This is a genomic window from Thalassotalea mangrovi (assembly GCF_005116735.1).
GTDB classification, from domain to species: Bacteria; Pseudomonadota; Gammaproteobacteria; order Enterobacterales; family Alteromonadaceae; genus Thalassotalea_A; species Thalassotalea_A mangrovi.
Map to the genome: position 1 here is coordinate 85,717 of NZ_SWDB01000027.1, position 14,611 is coordinate 100,327.

Below are 14,611 nucleotides of genomic sequence, written 5' to 3' on the forward strand. Positions count from 1 at the left end.
AGTTTAGGCTGACAACACGAGGTTGATTCCATACGGTCACTATCGCCAAGCCTCAGCAGTTCTAGCGCAGCTAATGCACCTAAGTTTCGTCATTTCCTACTTGATAGGAAATCTCAGTCAAAATATAAAAAGCGAGATCCCCGCGTACGCGAGGATGACGGTGCCGAAGGTGTTTCGTTGTCACCTTTAGACAGCTTTAGTCACCTTTAGACAACTTTAGTCACCGTTAGACACCCAATATAGCGAGCAGATCATAACGTTTCGTCATTTCCTGCCACGACAGGAAATCTCAGCCACAGCCGAGAGAGCGAGATCCCGGCCGACACCGGGATGACGGTGCTGAAGGTTTTTCGTTGTCACCGAAAAATGCTCCTCGATAACTGCTCCTGCGTTATTCTACCTGCGTGCATCCTTGCACTTGTGCATTTTCGGCATACCGGTCATCCATGACCATAACCTTTAGACAGCTTTAGTCACCGTTAGACACCCAATATAGCGAGCAGATCATAACGTTTCGTCATTTCCTGCCACGACAGGAAATCTCAGTAAAAAGATGAAAAACGAGATCCCGGCCGACGCCGGGATGACGGTACTGAAGGCGGTAGGTTGTCACCGTTTGAGAGATTCGAAAACACTTCCTCGACGCAGTCGTCAGCGATGTCAGTCGTCACCGAGAACCTGACAACGAAAGGGTTCTCTCCCTCGACGCAGTTTCCCTGTATAGACGTAGTCTCCCTCCAAAAAAGAAACGAGGCATCAGCCTCGTTACTAAACTAGATCTTCACCGTCTTCTTATTAATATTGTATTCGCGAAGTTTATTAGCAATCGCGGTGTGGCTTAAACTTAACTTCTTAGCCAGTTGCCGGGTGCTGGGATAAGCCGGGTAAAGTTTACGTAGCAGGTCAGCTTCAAAACCCTTAACCGCATCTTCGAGGGTGCCGTTAAATTCCTGCTCCAGATATCCATGGTCACGGGTAAAAGTAGGTAGCTGCAGATGCTCAATACTTATCGTGTCACCTTCAACTAAAGATGCGGCCCTGAGAATCACATTTTCCAGCTGACGGACATTACCAGGCCACGGATAGTGCTCTAAAAACTCACGGCATTCTTCATCGATAAACATTTCACCACGATGATTGAGTTTAGCGGAGCGGTTTAAAAAGGTTTCGGCCAGCGGAATAATATCGGCACGACGATCACGTAGTGCCGGAATGGTAACGCCAAGTACATTCAACCGATAATACAAATCTTCGCGAAACTCACCTTTTTGTACCAGTTCCAGCAAATCTTTATTGGTAGAACAAATGATGCGGACATTAACCTTGATTTCATTTTCATCATCGATGCGACGAAAACTACCATCCTGAAGTACGCGGATTAGCTTGGTTTGTAATTTCGGCGACATTTCAGCGACTTCGTCAAGGAACACGGTACCACCGTCAGCAAGATCGAATAAACCACGTTTGCTTTGTCCATCAGGATTGTACTTGCCAAACAGTTCCGTTTCCGCTGCATCGTCAGGAAGGGCTGCACAATTTAATATCATAAACGGATGTTCACTGCGATCACTGGCATTATGACAACAGCGGGCCAATAACTCTTTGCCGGTACCCGTTTCGCCCTGGATCAAAATCGCCGAATCCAACCCAGCCATGCGTCGTGCTTCGCGAATAACCTTGCGCATTTGCGAGGAGCTGGCCTGAATTCCAACAAAGTCGTTACCTTTAGGGTGTTTAAAGGCACTAATTTGCTGACCAAGACGAGCCTCCGATTTCAACATCAATAAAGCCCCGGTAAACACCTCTTTGCCGCTCTCACCAGGTACATAAATTGGCAGGATATCGGCAACATAATCTTCATCGTGCAAACGTAGCTTACGGGTATGGGGCAGGATTTCGCCACTATCGAGATATTTGGAAAAATTAAAGCCCTTGATGAAATGACTGATAGGCTGCCCTGCTACCTCGGCTTCCTTCAGGCCAAGTTTTTGTTCGGCCAGTTCGTTCAAGCCGTAAACATTGGCCCTGATATCAATAGAAATCAGTGGGTCAGGCAAAGTCCGGACAATGGTTTCCAATAAATTATGTTCTCTTTCCGACGGCATGTGTGTCGTTGTTTTAACATCCGTCACGCCACCAATCAAACGCAGCTGCGGCATAAAATCCTGCAACTGAGAAAACTCCAGATCGGGGATATGAACATATATTTCCCCAGATTCGGTAACGGCTTCTATACCTTTAAGGTTAATTTCCCGCTCGACTAATATAGCCAACACTTCCTGTGCGATACCAACCCTATCCTGACACGTAATTTTTAAACGCACGTTGCGGTTCCTGAATAATGATACCAATCCGAGTTACTCGCTGTTTATGTTTTTGGTCGAATTGGAATGAGTTAACACCTGTAAATTAAATTTTACAAAAAAAAAGCTCCACATGGGAGCTTTTTTCTTCAGTAATGAAAAATTCTACTAATTATCTAGTAGTGCATCGGTTTTTGCCGCGCAGATGAAGTCGTTTTTGTGCAAACCATTGATGGCATGAGTCCACCAGGTGATAGTCACTTTACCCCATTCAGTCAGAATCGATGGATGATGAAACTCAGCTTCGGCCAGTTCTGCCACCTTATTGGTAAATTCAAGTGCTAATTTAAAGTTCTTAAATTTGAATTCACGTTCCAGCATCATTACACCGTCACGAGCCATAGGTACCCAATCCGGAATTTGTTTAATTAGTTCGGCTAATTCCGCGTCGCTCACTTTTGGCGCATCCGCGCGGCAGGCCTCACAGACCTGAGTTTGTAATTGTTCTGTCATTGCTTAACTCGCTTGTTTAATAATTTTTGGTGCAAATAAAGGGTCATGCAATCCCAATGCTTTCGCTTCGGCGATTAATGCCGGTAAATCAAGATTGCTGATTTCGTCTAACTGATTAATGTGATTAATTAAAAAATAAACTGGTTGCATGATATCGATGCGATACGGCGTGCGCAGCACATCAACAGCATCGAATGGTTTTCTCAATGGTCGCTCATCATGCATTGCATATTGAGTTTCGCCGGGAGAAGACAATATTCCACCGCCATAGATTTTCAGTCCGTTTTCGGTTTGCAACAACCCAAACTCGACGGTAAACCAATATAGCCGCGCCAGAAAAACACGATCTTCTTTACTGGCGTGTAACCCGAGCTCACCGTACCTTTGGGTAAATCTTGCAAATGCCGGATTGGTTAACAACGGACAGTGCCCGAATATTTCATGGAAAATATCCGGTTCTTCCAGGTAATCGAATTCGTCTTCGTCACGGATGAAGGTTGCCACTGGGAATTTTTTCTCGGACAGCAATCTGAAAAACTCACCAAAGCCAATCAGCGCTGGTACCTGCGCGCACTGCCACCCCGTTGTTTGTTGCAATACCGCACTGACTTCGGGCAGTTGCGGCACACGGTCTTCAGGCAGGTTTAATAACGCCAGGCCGTCAAGGTACTCCTGACATGCTTTATCCTGAATACAGTCGATTTGCCGGGCATATAGCTTTTGCCAGATCCGATTTTCCTGTTCGGTCCATGCGATCATGCCATGTTCATCGGCTGCTTTTGACACATATTTCGTGTTCTTAGCCATTAACTTCTTTTCCTATCTTGTTGCCCTGATATGGGTTCAGGTTTTATTGGCAGGGTCATCGACAAAACTGATTATTTATCTGGTTATATGGTTTACATCGTGCCTGACAAAAAACGCCATGCAACGAGCGAAACTGAGTCTGTCGATGAATCTACAACTTTATGACCTAATAGTATGAAATGTGGCTTTAGAATAAAAACCCAGACGTGTCCGGGAATTTTTAACAGGTGTAAGGAAAAGAGTACAGCGCACTTTTCACCCTATAGACGTTTAATCTAGTCATTGGTTTTGTCGTTGTTTTTGGAAGAGACAGTGTTCGCCATCAACTGCCGAACCTGATTGACCACTTCACGGCGAACCTGACGAATCCCCGGCGGGTTATCAATAAATGGTACCGGGCGGCATAACTTGATTGTGCGGATCCCCAGTTTTGCGGTCAGCATACCAGCACCAAGGCCCTGCGCCATCCGTGTAGATAGTTTTCCAAGTGCGCCTACTCCCAGCATATCGACTCCGACATCGGCGATTATTTCGCTGGCTCCAGCGTAAACCATGTTTACAAAAACCTGCTTTATCAAACGGATCCTGCTCCAATAACCTAAGCGTATCCCGTAAAGACCCGCCACCTTATCTAGCATACGTAAATTGCGCCACAGTAATATCATCATATCCACCAGGGCAATTGGACTGATCGCTACCAGCACCACTGCCTCAGTAGAAAATTTTGCGACCTGTTCCATGGCTTGTTTATCGACATCCGCTAGCACATGACGGGAATATAAGGTTAACACCTCTTTATCATTGAGATGTTCACTTAAATCATGTTGCCACTGTTGATGCAGCCCGGTCACACTATCGAGTGGAATCTGCTCACTCAGGGACTGGCAAAACTTGCGGCTATCTCCGCTGCCCTGCAGTTGCAGGTATTGTTCAGCCTGTTTCTGGCTATGTTGCTGGCGATGATATTGGCGTAACCCACGCAACTCCTTAAACAGGGTTAACAAGGCAATCGTGCCCACCGAACCTGCAAGGATGGCATAGATAGCGGTGATAATCGGTGACGAAGAAAAGCCGGAGATAAAAAAATCCACCATTTCATAGCCAATAACCGCGGTAAAACTAATGCCAGCGATCCGCCATAGCCACTTGGGACGCTGTTTTTCTATCGTCACATCGTCTTCTTCAAAAACTTCATCTATCGCTTGCCACGCCTCTTCCGGCAGAACGACCGGACTATCCGGTTCACCATTGGCCTGGCTATTGGCATGAGATTCTGTGAACAGAATTTTTTGCTGAAACTCCTGTTCCATTGGCTTTGTCGGTTGACTCATTTCAGTTTATCTCCAAGCAAAAACTGCAATACCTGGTCCATTCGAATGTTCGCTAATGCCTGATGTTCATCTGCTGCATGCATAGGTTTAAACTGAATATAATCAAAGTTATTTTGCTTAAAGAAACTCGGCTGCGGCAGCTTTGCCGGCACAGACCCCGGATACAGGGTAATGATCTTATGATTATCAAGGCGTTTGCCTTTCAATACCGGGAGCTGTTTACCCTGATAATCGCTTTTTCCCTGCTCAGTACATTGGATTGAAGCGATGGACAGTGTTTTCATTTTAATCGCATCAAAGCTTAATTGTTTTTTCGCTTTAATAATCACCTGCTCCAACAAGGTGGTCAGGTTCTGATGTTGATCACTGGTAACATGGTCGGCTTTGGTAGCAGCAAACAGGATACGGTCAATTTTCGGTGCAAACAGACGGGTCAGCAGGTTCGAATTTCCATAAGAAAAGCTCTCCATAATCAGGGCAATCGCCTGTTGCAGGTCATTGAATGCCTCCGGGCCATTGGTCAGTGGCGTCAGGCAATCGGCTAGAATAATTTGTCGGTCAAAATTGACGAAATGTTGTTTATAAAATTTACGCACAATGGCGGATTGATATTCTTCGTAACGCGCCCGACACATTCCGATAAAACTTCGTTCATCGGCAGCGTTATAGTCCTGTGCCGTTAACCTGTCAAAAAACGGATAAGGAACAAACTGCAGTACCGGGGCCCCTTCGAGTTCTCCCGGTAAAATAAACCGGCCCGGTTGGACCACCGATAATCCCAAATCATTGCGAAACGTTAACAGTAGCTCAGTATATTGTTGTGACAACTCAGCCAGTCTGTTTTCGTCCATTGCTGAGAGGGGGTCGAGCTCTTCTAATGTTTGCAGGAAATCCCTGGCGTGAGTATGTCTTGGCTCTGAACTCAGTAACTGGGCCATATATTCCGACCACTGCTGGTAATTCTGTTCAAGCATGGACAAATCTAACAACCATTCTCCCGGATAATCGGTGATATCCAGGTACAGGGTCGACATTTGTGACGCATATTTAAGTAGAGAGTCCTGCGGTGTATAGCGGATCGCCAGGCGTATTTGTGAGATGCTACGCGTCGGCTCGGGCCAAACGGGTTCCTGCTCACCCAGCCTTGCCATCGCAGCATCATAATCAAAACGGCTGATTTGCAGGTTTGGCTGTGGCACTCGCTTAGCGGCAATAAAACGACCTTCATGTACCGCATTGAAAAAGTTCAGCGGTTTACCATGGCCTTCATTTACTAATTGATTTACCAGCGACGTAATAAACGCGGTTTTACCACTCTGGCTTAATCCTGTGACAGCTAGGTTGATGTGTTGATCCAGACCACGATTAACCAGGTCACTCGCACCCAACTGCAGTTTGTGCTTCCAACGCGCTATTTTTTTACGATTTATAATTGCCATTTCAGCCAGGGGTCATTGTTATCTTTTACTTAATGTAAGTGAAAAAACCAGGGATGGAAAGGTAATGCAAAGCAGTGACGGAAAGGAAAAGTCAGACCTCACGATCCGACTTTGCGTTTATAACTTATTGATTTCCCGAGAAACAGTAAACTCAGCTGAGGTTACATAGCGTTCCATACTCTGTAATTGTGTTTCCAGCGTATGAAACTTGGTACGAATATCGCGAAATGCCTGCTTCGGCGGTTCGCCCGCCTGCCAGATTCTCGACTTCACCTTGATATGCTCATTGACGATTTCATCTTCCTGCATTTGCTGTTTGAAATTCTGATGAATTTCACTGGCAGTTTTTCGATGTGGTTTTTTATCAAGAATAAACCAGCCGGCTATATACAAGATGATAAACCAACCCATACCAAGCAAAACACCAGAGACCACCAGGATGCGTACTAACCAGGCTTCCCAACCGAAGTAGTCGGCCAGGCCGGCACAAACTCCGGCCAGTTTACCTTTTTCCGGGTCACGAAATAATTCGCCTCTGCCCTTGCTCATACTTTATCCCTCCAGTCAGGAGTTTCTGCATCTAAAATCGCTTCCAGAGTTTTGATTCTTTCCGCCATTTTGTCAGCCAGGTCCGATAACTCAGATAATTGTTGATACTCATCTTCTGTCAATCCCTGACCAATTTGTCGCTTTGAGCGATAGTGCAATACCAGCCATATCGGAGCGACAATCGCCATAAACAGGATGACAGGAACCATTAATAACTCTTCCACGATAATTCTCCTTTTCTACTCTGTTTATTTTTTACCGCTAGTGGTTTTCTTGGTCGCCGTAGCTTTTTTCGGTTGCATCTTCGCTTTTAAAGCTTCCAGTTCACTATCAACGCTTTCGTCTTTTTCCAGTTCCGCGATTTCTTCCGCCAGCGACTTAGAGCCTAAATCGTAGGATTCAACCTGAGCTTCTAAATCGTCAATTTTGCGCTCGTAACGGTCGAAACGTGATAAGGCATCATCAACTTTGCCAGAATCCAGTTTGCTTTTAACCTTCAAGCGGGAAGTTGCGGTTTTACCTCGCATCACAATGGCTTTCTGACGAGCCTTAGCGTCTGCCAGTTTTTCCTGAAGCTGGGCAATTTCATCCTGAAGTTTAACAATGTGATCATCAAAGTGGCTCAACTCATCGCTTAATGCCGTGGCAGCCTCTTCACATTTTTTTCGCTCGACTAATGCCGCTCGGGCTAAATCTTCACGTCCTTTGCTCAGTGCCAGTTCAGCTTTTTGCTGCCATTGCGCTACATCCGTTTCAATTCTCGACAACTGGCGAGTCAGTTCTTTTTTCTCAGCCAGGGTTTTTGCCGATGAGGAACGTACTTCTACCAGGGTATCTTCCATTTCCTGAATAATTAAGCGCACCATTTTTTCCGGATCTTCGGCTTTATCTAGCAGACTATTGATATTCGAATTGATAATATCTGTAAATCTTGAAAAAACACCCATAATGATTACCTCATTTTATTGATTTAGTTGTGTCTATTTTCGTCATAGTTCGCACAAATGACGAATCACTGGGTATTACTATTCATTTTTAATGCCAACTTTAAAACTTCGCGCAACCCTATGTTTTACCTGGATTAAAAGAAAAGTTAAAAAAAACTTCTCTGACAGGCTTTAATAAAATACACTATTTGTTAGTGAAATAAACTAATTATTAGGTCGTTTATGAGCCGCTTCAAACAACAGGATAACCTGATAGGGCAATCGAACAGTTTTTTAGAAGTCCTCGAACATATTTCCCAGGTCGCTCCTTTGTCCAAGCCTGTACTACTTATCGGTGAACGCGGTACCGGTAAAGAGCTGGTCGCTGCCCGCCTGCATTACTTATCCAAGCGCTGGGATCAAAGCTACTTAAAACTTAATTGTGCAGCGCTTAATGAAAACCTGCTGGAAAGTGAACTGTTCGGCTATGAAAGCGGTGCATTTACCGGCGCCAGTAAACGTCATGAAGGTCGCTTTGAAAAGGCTGATGGCGGCACCATGTTTCTTGATGAGCTTGCCAATACCTCCGGGCTGATACAGGAAAAGCTACTGCGCGTAGTCGAATATGGTGAATTCGAACGCGTCGGCGGTTCACGTACCATCAAAACTGATGTTCGCCTGATCGCGGCAACCAATGAAGATTTACCGACCCTTGCCGACAAAGGCGAATTTCGCGCTGATTTACTGGACCGGCTGGCATTTGATGTTATTACCTTACCGCCGTTGCGAGAGCGACAGGAAGATATCCTGATTCTGGCGGAGCATTTCGCCATCAATATGGCCCGGGAATTGGAGTTTGAACTGTTCTCGGGATTTAATGAGAAAGTAAAGCGCGCCCTATTGGACTACGATTGGCCAGGCAACATTCGTGAGTTAAAAAATGTGGTTGAGCGAAGTGTTTACCGGCATAACAATCCCCATATTCCGGTCAGCAACCTGGTCATCGATCCTTTTGAATCGCCATATCGCCCGGCAGCGCGGGTAAAAACCGCAGACAGGCAAATAACCGTAAGCAAAGCGCCGGTTAATGGTCATGACAACTCAGAAAAGGTTGCTGCGACGCAACCAATTACTAACGTTCAATCAAACAAAACCACTGAATTTCCGGTCTCATTAAAAAACCTGTCACAGGATTACGAGATTAAACTGATAAAAGAAGCATTGGCAACGAACCAGTTTAATCAGAAAAAAACCGCCCAGGCACTCGAGTTAACCTATCATCAGTTGCGCGGCTACCTGAAAAAATACAATTTATTGGATAGTAATGACAGTGAAGAGTGATTCTCCCCTAAGCAAGATGACTGGCTACCTAATGTTGGCCTTGCTCACCCTGCTCTCAGGCTGCGAACCGGCTAATACCGAAGACTCGATATTCACTGACGGCCTGGTCTATTGCTCAGAGGGGTCACCAACATCGTTCAATCCACAGTTGGTCACCTCGGGCACAACCATCGATGCAACGACCCGGCAGATTTATAACCGCTTACTGGACTTTAATCGCGATAACTATCAACTGGAACCTTCCCTGGCAAGATCCTGGCACGTTACCAATGATGGAAAAAAAATAACCTTTTATCTGCGTAAAGACGTTGCGTTTCATCAGACCCGCTATTTTAAGCCGACGCGTAACCTCAACGCCGACGATGTTATTTTCAGCTTCGAACGTATCCTCAATAAAAACAATCCCTTTTACCGTGCTGCTCGCGGCAACTACCCGTTTTTTCGTGGCATCAAGTTTGAGCAACTGGTAGAAAAAGTTGAGAGGATCGATGACTACACGATTCGCTTTATTCTGACCCGGCCGGATGCATCTTTTCTGTCTAACCTCGGCGCCCCATTTGCGGTGATTTTATCAAAAGAATATGCCGACCAGTTAATTGCTCAAAACGAACCAAGCATGTTATCTATGTTGGATTACCTGCCAATAGGAACCGGTCCTTTCATGTATAAAGAGTACCGCCCTAATGCCTTTATCCGCTATCAGCGCCATGATCAATACTGGAAACATCCGGTTGCTATCGAGAAATTAATTTTCAATATCACTCCCAACAACACCGGACGTCTGACCAAGTTACTGACCCATGAATGCGATGTTATTTCTTACCCGATTGCCCCTCAGGAGATTCGCAGTCGAGACGATTTACAACTGGAAGAAGTTACCTCATTTAATGTAGCGTTTCTTGCCTTTAACACCATCAGGCCACCTTTTGATAATCCATTGGTCAGGCAGGCTGTCTCGCTGGCCATTAACAGGGAAGCAATTATCAACGCCGTCTATTTTGATCAGGCCGAAATTGCTCACTCGTTATTACCCACCGCATCCTGGGCCTACAACGAACCCCAGACGAAACTACCCTATTCTATCGAACAGGCCAAACAGTTATTGGCCGATGCCGGCCTGGAGCAAGGATTTACCCTGGATTTATGGGCCATACCGGTGCAGCGTGCCTATAACCCTGATGCCCGAAAAATGGCTAAATTAATTCGTTCAGACTTGGCCCGGATTGGCATTAATGTCAATATCATCACCTATGAATGGTCGACCTTCTTACGCAAACTATCTGATGGCGAGCATCAGGCCGCGCTGGTTGGCTGGTCTGCGGATCATCCTGATCCGGATAACTTTTTCACGCCATTGTTGAGTTGCTCCAGTGCCAGATCCGGCAGCAATCGCAGTTTCTGGTGTAATCGAAATTTCGACCAGTTGCTTGCTAAAGCCTTGTCGACCCGAAATGCCAAACAGCGGCGTGACTACTACCTGCAGGCGCAACAACTGATTAGCGAGGAATTCCCGCTGCTGCCAATCGCCCATGCGAAACGTGCGCAGGCGAAAACCAGTCTGGTTCAGGGGAATATTCTGACGCCATTTGGCGGTATCACCTTCGCTGATACGAAAAAGCTGGCCGGGGAGAAACAATAACCATGGTATTGTTCGCGCTTCGACGGTTAAATCTACTGTTATTTACGCTACTGATGTTGTCGGTTGTAGCATTCAGTCTCAATTACTTTTTTCCAGGTTCCGCGATTGTCAATATCACCGGGTTAGTCAATGCCACGGACGCGCAACTGGCCAGCTATGAAAAACTGTATCGCATGGATCAATCCGTGTTTTTTCAGTATCTGGCCTACCTAAGAGAATTGTTTAACGGCAATATGGGCGTTTCGATGTCGACGCAGAACCCTATCAGTGAAGAGTTGATCACCTACCTGCCAGCTACCATTGAATTAAGCCTTGCTGCGTTATTGCTGGCGATGATTTTTGGTGTGCCGCTCGGTTTTATCGCTGCCATCTTTCACAATAAGGTTACCGACAAAGCGATTCTGTCGGTGGCGATGGTCGGATACTCGTTACCGGTGTTCTGGCTGGCACTGATTTTAATTCTGGTGTTCTCGATCACCTTGTCCTGGTTCCCCTCATCAGGGCAGTTAAATCTGTTGTTTGAGATTGAGCAAGTCACCGGCTTTAAACTTATCGATATTCTGCTCAGTGATTCACCATATCGTTGGCAGGCATTTCAGGACGCTCTGGAGCATCTGGTATTACCGGCAATTACCGTCGCTATTGCGCCAATGACGATTTTCATTCGCCTGGCTCGCACTTCAATGCTGGAAGTGCTTGAGTCCAATTATATTAAGGCAGCAAGAGCCAAAGGGTTGTCGAACATCAAGATCATTTACCACCACGGTATTCGCAATGCCCTGGTGCGGATTATTCGTGATATGGGCTTACAATTTGCCAACCTGATGACACTGGCTATGATTGCCGAGGTGATCTTTGACTGGCAGGGTGCTGGTAGCTGGTTGATAGACAGCATTTTCCAACGTGATTATACCGCCATTCAGGGAGGCTTGATTGCGCTGGCAACCTTCACATTCTTTATCAATATTCTCGCCGATTTTATATACGCTAGCTTGAATCCGGTAGAAAGGTACACACGTCATGCCACGAGATAAGATCTACATAGAAGAGGAATTCCCCTCCCCTATCTTGCAGTTATGGCTGACGTTTAAACGAACTCCGGTCGCTATCTGGGCATTGTTTTGCTACGTATTGTTGGTACTGCTTGCCATCTTTGGCAGCTTTATTACTCCTCATTCGGCGATGGAAAATAACCTTGATATGCTACTCACGCCACCCGCCTGGAATGCCGACGGGGACATCAGTTACTTACTTGGAACCGATGACCTTGGCCGCGATATGTTGTCACGTCTGATCCAGGGCACCTCACTGACCTTTGGCCTGAGTATTCTGGTGGTTGTCTGTGCCTTGATCATTGGCGTATTAATAGGCTCGGTTTCAGCCCTGACCCGAGGGGTCAAGGCCAGTTTGCTGACCCATTTCCTGGATGTGGTGTTATCCATGCCATCATTACTGCTAGCGATTATTATTGTTGCCATTCTCGGACCTGGCCTGACCAACGTGCTCTGGGCGATAGGTCTGGTGTTAATTCCGCAGTTTATCCATATCACCCGTAATGCGATTAAAGAAGAACAGCAAAAAGGCTATGTATTAATCCCGATACTTGATGGCGCGTCCGAACTTCGGGTACTGGTCACCTCAATATACCCAAACATTATTGATAAAATCATTATCCAGGCGACACTGGCTCAGTCAGCGGCGATTCTGGATATCGCCGCCCTTGGTTTTTTAGGACTCGGCGCTCCCGTTGCGCTGCCGGAATGGGGCTCGATGCTCGCTAACAGCCTGGATTTATTTTATATCGCGCCATGGACCAGTTATTTGCCGGGACTGGCGATACTAATTGCCGTTATCGTCACCAACCTGGTTGGCGAAGGTTTGCGACATTCACTTAAATTGCAAAAAGAGAACTGATGAACTTACTGGACATTAAAAACCTCAGTATCACCCTGCAATCTGGTTCAGAGCCGATTCAGGCGGTCGAGCGCGTAAGCCTGAGTTTAAAAGAAGGTGAATTCCGAGGCCTGGTAGGCGAATCAGGCAGCGGTAAATCTTTGCTTGCCAAAGCGATCGTGGGCGTACTGGACGAGAAGTGGAAAGTTGAAGCGGACCGATTTCATTGGCAGGGACGGGATTTATTGCGCCTGAGTGTTGAGGAGCGTAAGAAGATCATCACCCGCGATATCGCCATTATCTTCCAGGAGCCGATGAGTTGTCTGGATCCCACGAACACCATCGGTGAACAGATTGAAGAAGCCATCGACAGTGAACAACTCACTGGTTTTTTCTGGCAAAAGGCACAACAACGACGTGAAGCGGCGGTTAAATTACTGCACAAGGTTGGCATTAAAAAACATTCCCTGGTGAGCAAATCCTATCCGCACCAGCTCACCACCACTTTGTGTCAGCGAGTCATGATCGCCATGGCCCTGGCACGGCGTCCGAAACTGCTGATTGCCGATGAGCCGACCGCGTCTATGGAGTCTGCAAATCAGGCACAGATTTTCCGCCTGCTGGCCAGTTTAAATCAATTGAAAAATATGTCGATTCTGCTGATCAGTCATGAATTAGATAAAATCAGCCACTGGACCGATTACCTGACCGTGATGTACTCCGGTCAGTTCGTTGAGGCTGGTACCACATCACAAATATTTGATACGCCTTATCATCCATACACCAAAGCGCTAATCGCCAGCAGCCCCAAATTTCAGGCTCATTGGCAAAAGAAATCGCGACTCGATACGCTTCCCGGTTCTATTCCGGTATTGCAACATTTACCGATTGGCTGTCGATTAGGGCCCCGATGTCCCAATGCCCGCAAGAAATGCGTTATCGCACCGCAAATACGATCCTATCAGGGGCATCAGGTCAGTTGTCACTTTTCTCATAAAGGAGATTATTGATGGCCAGCCTGATCGAAGTTAAAGACTTAAGCAAAGATTACAAAGTCAGAAACCACTGGTGGAAAAAAGAAGCCATCACTGTCTTACAACCATTGTCGTTTAAGCTTGATGCCAATGAAACCCTGGCGGTTATCGGCAACATCGGTTCCGGGAAATCGGTATTAGCGAAACTTTTAGTCGGTGCTGCCAGGCCAACAACCGGCGAGATTTACCTGAACGGCCAGCATTTGCAAACCGGTAATTTTAAACAGCGATGCCAGCATGTACGAATGATTTTTCAGGATGCGGGGAATACCCTCAACCCCAGCCTGACCATCAAGCAACAACTGGAAGAACCGCTGCTGTTAAATACCCGCCTGGATGCTCAGGAGCGAACCGTGCAAATTCGCGAGACCCTGCAAAAAGTCGGTCTGCTTGCCGACCATATGCATTTTTATCCACATATGTTTTCGGGTGGCCAGAAACAGCGTATTTCCCTGGCTCGTGCCATTATCTTACAACCACAGCTGGTTATTCTTGATGAAGCTCTCGCCGCTCTGGACTTATCGTTGCGAGCGCAGATGGTTAACCTGTTACTTGATTTGCAGGAACAAATGGGGCTCGCCTATTTGCTGATATCTCAGGATTTGGATATTGTCGAGCACCTGAGTGACAAGCTGCTAGTGTTAAACGATGGGAAGTTGATAGAGTCAGGACCGACCGATCAGGTGCTGAAAAATCCGAAGCATAAATACACCAAGAAATTGATCATGAGCCAGCGCAAACGCACTGTCAAATAAAAGGCAATATCGCCACACCAAGGCCTGCCGAGCTTTCATTAAAACAAAATTTTCCATATACAAAAAAGCCAGCAGTTATGC

Annotated in this window: 14 protein-coding genes; 6 read left to right on the top strand and 8 right to left on the bottom strand. The window is 46.3% G+C overall.

From position 1 onward, the window contains the following. Positions 1-773: 773 nt before the first annotated feature. From tyrR to pspA, 8 genes are all read right to left on the bottom strand, one after another. The gene (gene tyrR, locus E8M12_RS11150) at positions 774-2,324 is read right to left on the bottom strand and encodes a transcriptional regulator TyrR (RefSeq protein WP_136736220.1); all 1,551 of its coding nucleotides are present in this window, start codon (positions 2,322-2,324) and stop codon (positions 774-776) included. Between the two features lie 147 nt (positions 2,325-2,471). Then, positions 2,472-2,816 (bottom strand): 4a-hydroxytetrahydrobiopterin dehydratase, encoded by a 345-nt coding sequence (locus E8M12_RS11155; RefSeq protein ID WP_136736221.1) that lies wholly within the window; start codon positions 2,814-2,816, stop codon positions 2,472-2,474. A 3-nt stretch (positions 2,817-2,819) separates the two neighbouring features. Continuing rightward, entirely contained in the window at positions 2,820-3,623 is an 804-nt protein-coding gene (gene phhA, locus E8M12_RS11160) for a phenylalanine 4-monooxygenase (protein ID WP_136736222.1), read from the bottom strand. Positions 3,624-3,898: 275 nt separating this feature from the next. After that, entirely contained in the window at positions 3,899-4,954 is a 1,056-nt protein-coding gene (locus E8M12_RS11165; protein ID WP_136736223.1) for a YcjF family protein, read from the bottom strand. Further along, entirely contained in the window at positions 4,951-6,393 is a 1,443-nt protein-coding gene (locus tag E8M12_RS11170; protein ID WP_136736224.1) for a YcjX family GTP-binding protein, read from the bottom strand. Before E8M12_RS11170 ends, E8M12_RS11165 begins: the two co-directional genes overlap by 4 nt. A 117-nt stretch (positions 6,394-6,510) precedes the next feature. After that, positions 6,511-6,942 (bottom strand): envelope stress response membrane protein PspC, encoded by a 432-nt coding sequence (pspC, locus tag E8M12_RS11175; protein ID WP_136736225.1) that lies wholly within the window; start codon positions 6,940-6,942, stop codon positions 6,511-6,513. Then, positions 6,939-7,151 (bottom strand): envelope stress response membrane protein PspB, encoded by a 213-nt coding sequence (gene pspB / locus E8M12_RS11180; protein ID WP_136736254.1) that lies wholly within the window; start codon positions 7,149-7,151, stop codon positions 6,939-6,941. The genes pspC and pspB overlap by 4 nt, the downstream gene beginning before the upstream one ends. A gap of 39 nt (positions 7,152-7,190) precedes the next feature. Further along, positions 7,191-7,889 (bottom strand): phage shock protein PspA, encoded by a 699-nt coding sequence (pspA, locus tag E8M12_RS11185; RefSeq protein WP_136736226.1) that lies wholly within the window; start codon positions 7,887-7,889, stop codon positions 7,191-7,193. Between the two features lie 222 nt (positions 7,890-8,111). On the opposite strand from pspA, the gene pspF reads away from it, so the two are divergent. The 6 genes from pspF to E8M12_RS11215 are packed head-to-tail and all read left to right on the top strand — an operon-like array spanning position 8,112 to position 14,530. Next, positions 8,112-9,209 (top strand): phage shock protein operon transcriptional activator, encoded by a 1,098-nt coding sequence (gene pspF / locus E8M12_RS11190; RefSeq protein ID WP_136736227.1) that lies wholly within the window; start codon positions 8,112-8,114, stop codon positions 9,207-9,209. Next, on the top strand, positions 9,193-10,848 hold the full coding sequence (locus tag E8M12_RS11195; protein WP_246034114.1) for an ABC transporter substrate-binding protein: 1,656 nt from the start codon (positions 9,193-9,195) through the stop codon (positions 10,846-10,848). Before pspF ends, E8M12_RS11195 begins: the two co-directional genes overlap by 17 nt. A gap of 2 nt (positions 10,849-10,850) precedes the next feature. Next, complete coding sequence (locus E8M12_RS11200) at positions 10,851-11,882, top strand: ABC transporter permease (protein WP_136736228.1); 1,032 nt, start codon at positions 10,851-10,853, stop codon at positions 11,880-11,882. Continuing rightward, positions 11,869-12,762, top strand: coding sequence for an ABC transporter permease subunit (locus E8M12_RS11205; RefSeq protein WP_136736229.1), 894 nt, complete (start codon positions 11,869-11,871; stop codon positions 12,760-12,762). The genes E8M12_RS11200 and E8M12_RS11205 overlap by 14 nt, the downstream gene beginning before the upstream one ends. Next, entirely contained in the window at positions 12,762-13,751 is a 990-nt protein-coding gene (locus E8M12_RS11210) for a peptide ABC transporter ATP-binding protein (protein WP_136736230.1), read from the top strand. The genes E8M12_RS11205 and E8M12_RS11210 overlap by 1 nt, the downstream gene beginning before the upstream one ends. Next, positions 13,751-14,530 carry an ATP-binding cassette domain-containing protein gene (locus tag E8M12_RS11215; protein WP_136736231.1) on the top strand — a complete coding sequence of 260 codons (780 nt, stop codon included), beginning with the start codon at positions 13,751-13,753 and terminating at the stop codon, positions 14,528-14,530. Before E8M12_RS11210 ends, E8M12_RS11215 begins: the two co-directional genes overlap by 1 nt. Positions 14,531-14,611 lie beyond the last annotated feature (81 nt).

Coding starts and splice junctions, on each gene's coding strand:
- E8M12_RS11155 (WP_136736221.1), bottom strand. CDS start 2,816: ATGACAGAACAATTACAAACTCAGGTCTGTGAGGCCTGCCGCGCGGAT.
- phhA (WP_136736222.1), bottom strand. CDS start 3,623: ATGGCTAAGAACACGAAATATGTGTCAAAAGCAGCCGATGAACATGGC.
- E8M12_RS11165 (WP_136736223.1), bottom strand. CDS start 4,954: ATGAGTCAACCGACAAAGCCAATGGAACAGGAGTTTCAGCAAAAAATT.
- E8M12_RS11170 (WP_136736224.1), bottom strand. CDS start 6,393: ATGGCAATTATAAATCGTAAAAAAATAGCGCGTTGGAAGCACAAACTG.
- pspC (WP_136736225.1), bottom strand. CDS start 6,942: ATGAGCAAGGGCAGAGGCGAATTATTTCGTGACCCGGAAAAAGGTAAA.
- pspB (WP_136736254.1), bottom strand. CDS start 7,151: ATGGTTCCTGTCATCCTGTTTATGGCGATTGTCGCTCCGATATGGCTG.
- pspA (WP_136736226.1), bottom strand. CDS start 7,889: ATGGGTGTTTTTTCAAGATTTACAGATATTATCAATTCGAATATCAAT.
- pspF (WP_136736227.1), top strand. CDS start 8,112: ATGAGCCGCTTCAAACAACAGGATAACCTGATAGGGCAATCGAACAGT.
- E8M12_RS11195 (WP_246034114.1), top strand. CDS start 9,193: ATGACAGTGAAGAGTGATTCTCCCCTAAGCAAGATGACTGGCTACCTA.
- E8M12_RS11200 (WP_136736228.1), top strand. CDS start 10,851: ATGGTATTGTTCGCGCTTCGACGGTTAAATCTACTGTTATTTACGCTA.
- E8M12_RS11205 (WP_136736229.1), top strand. CDS start 11,869: ATGCCACGAGATAAGATCTACATAGAAGAGGAATTCCCCTCCCCTATC.
- E8M12_RS11210 (WP_136736230.1), top strand. CDS start 12,762: ATGAACTTACTGGACATTAAAAACCTCAGTATCACCCTGCAATCTGGT.
- E8M12_RS11215 (WP_136736231.1), top strand. CDS start 13,751: ATGGCCAGCCTGATCGAAGTTAAAGACTTAAGCAAAGATTACAAAGTC.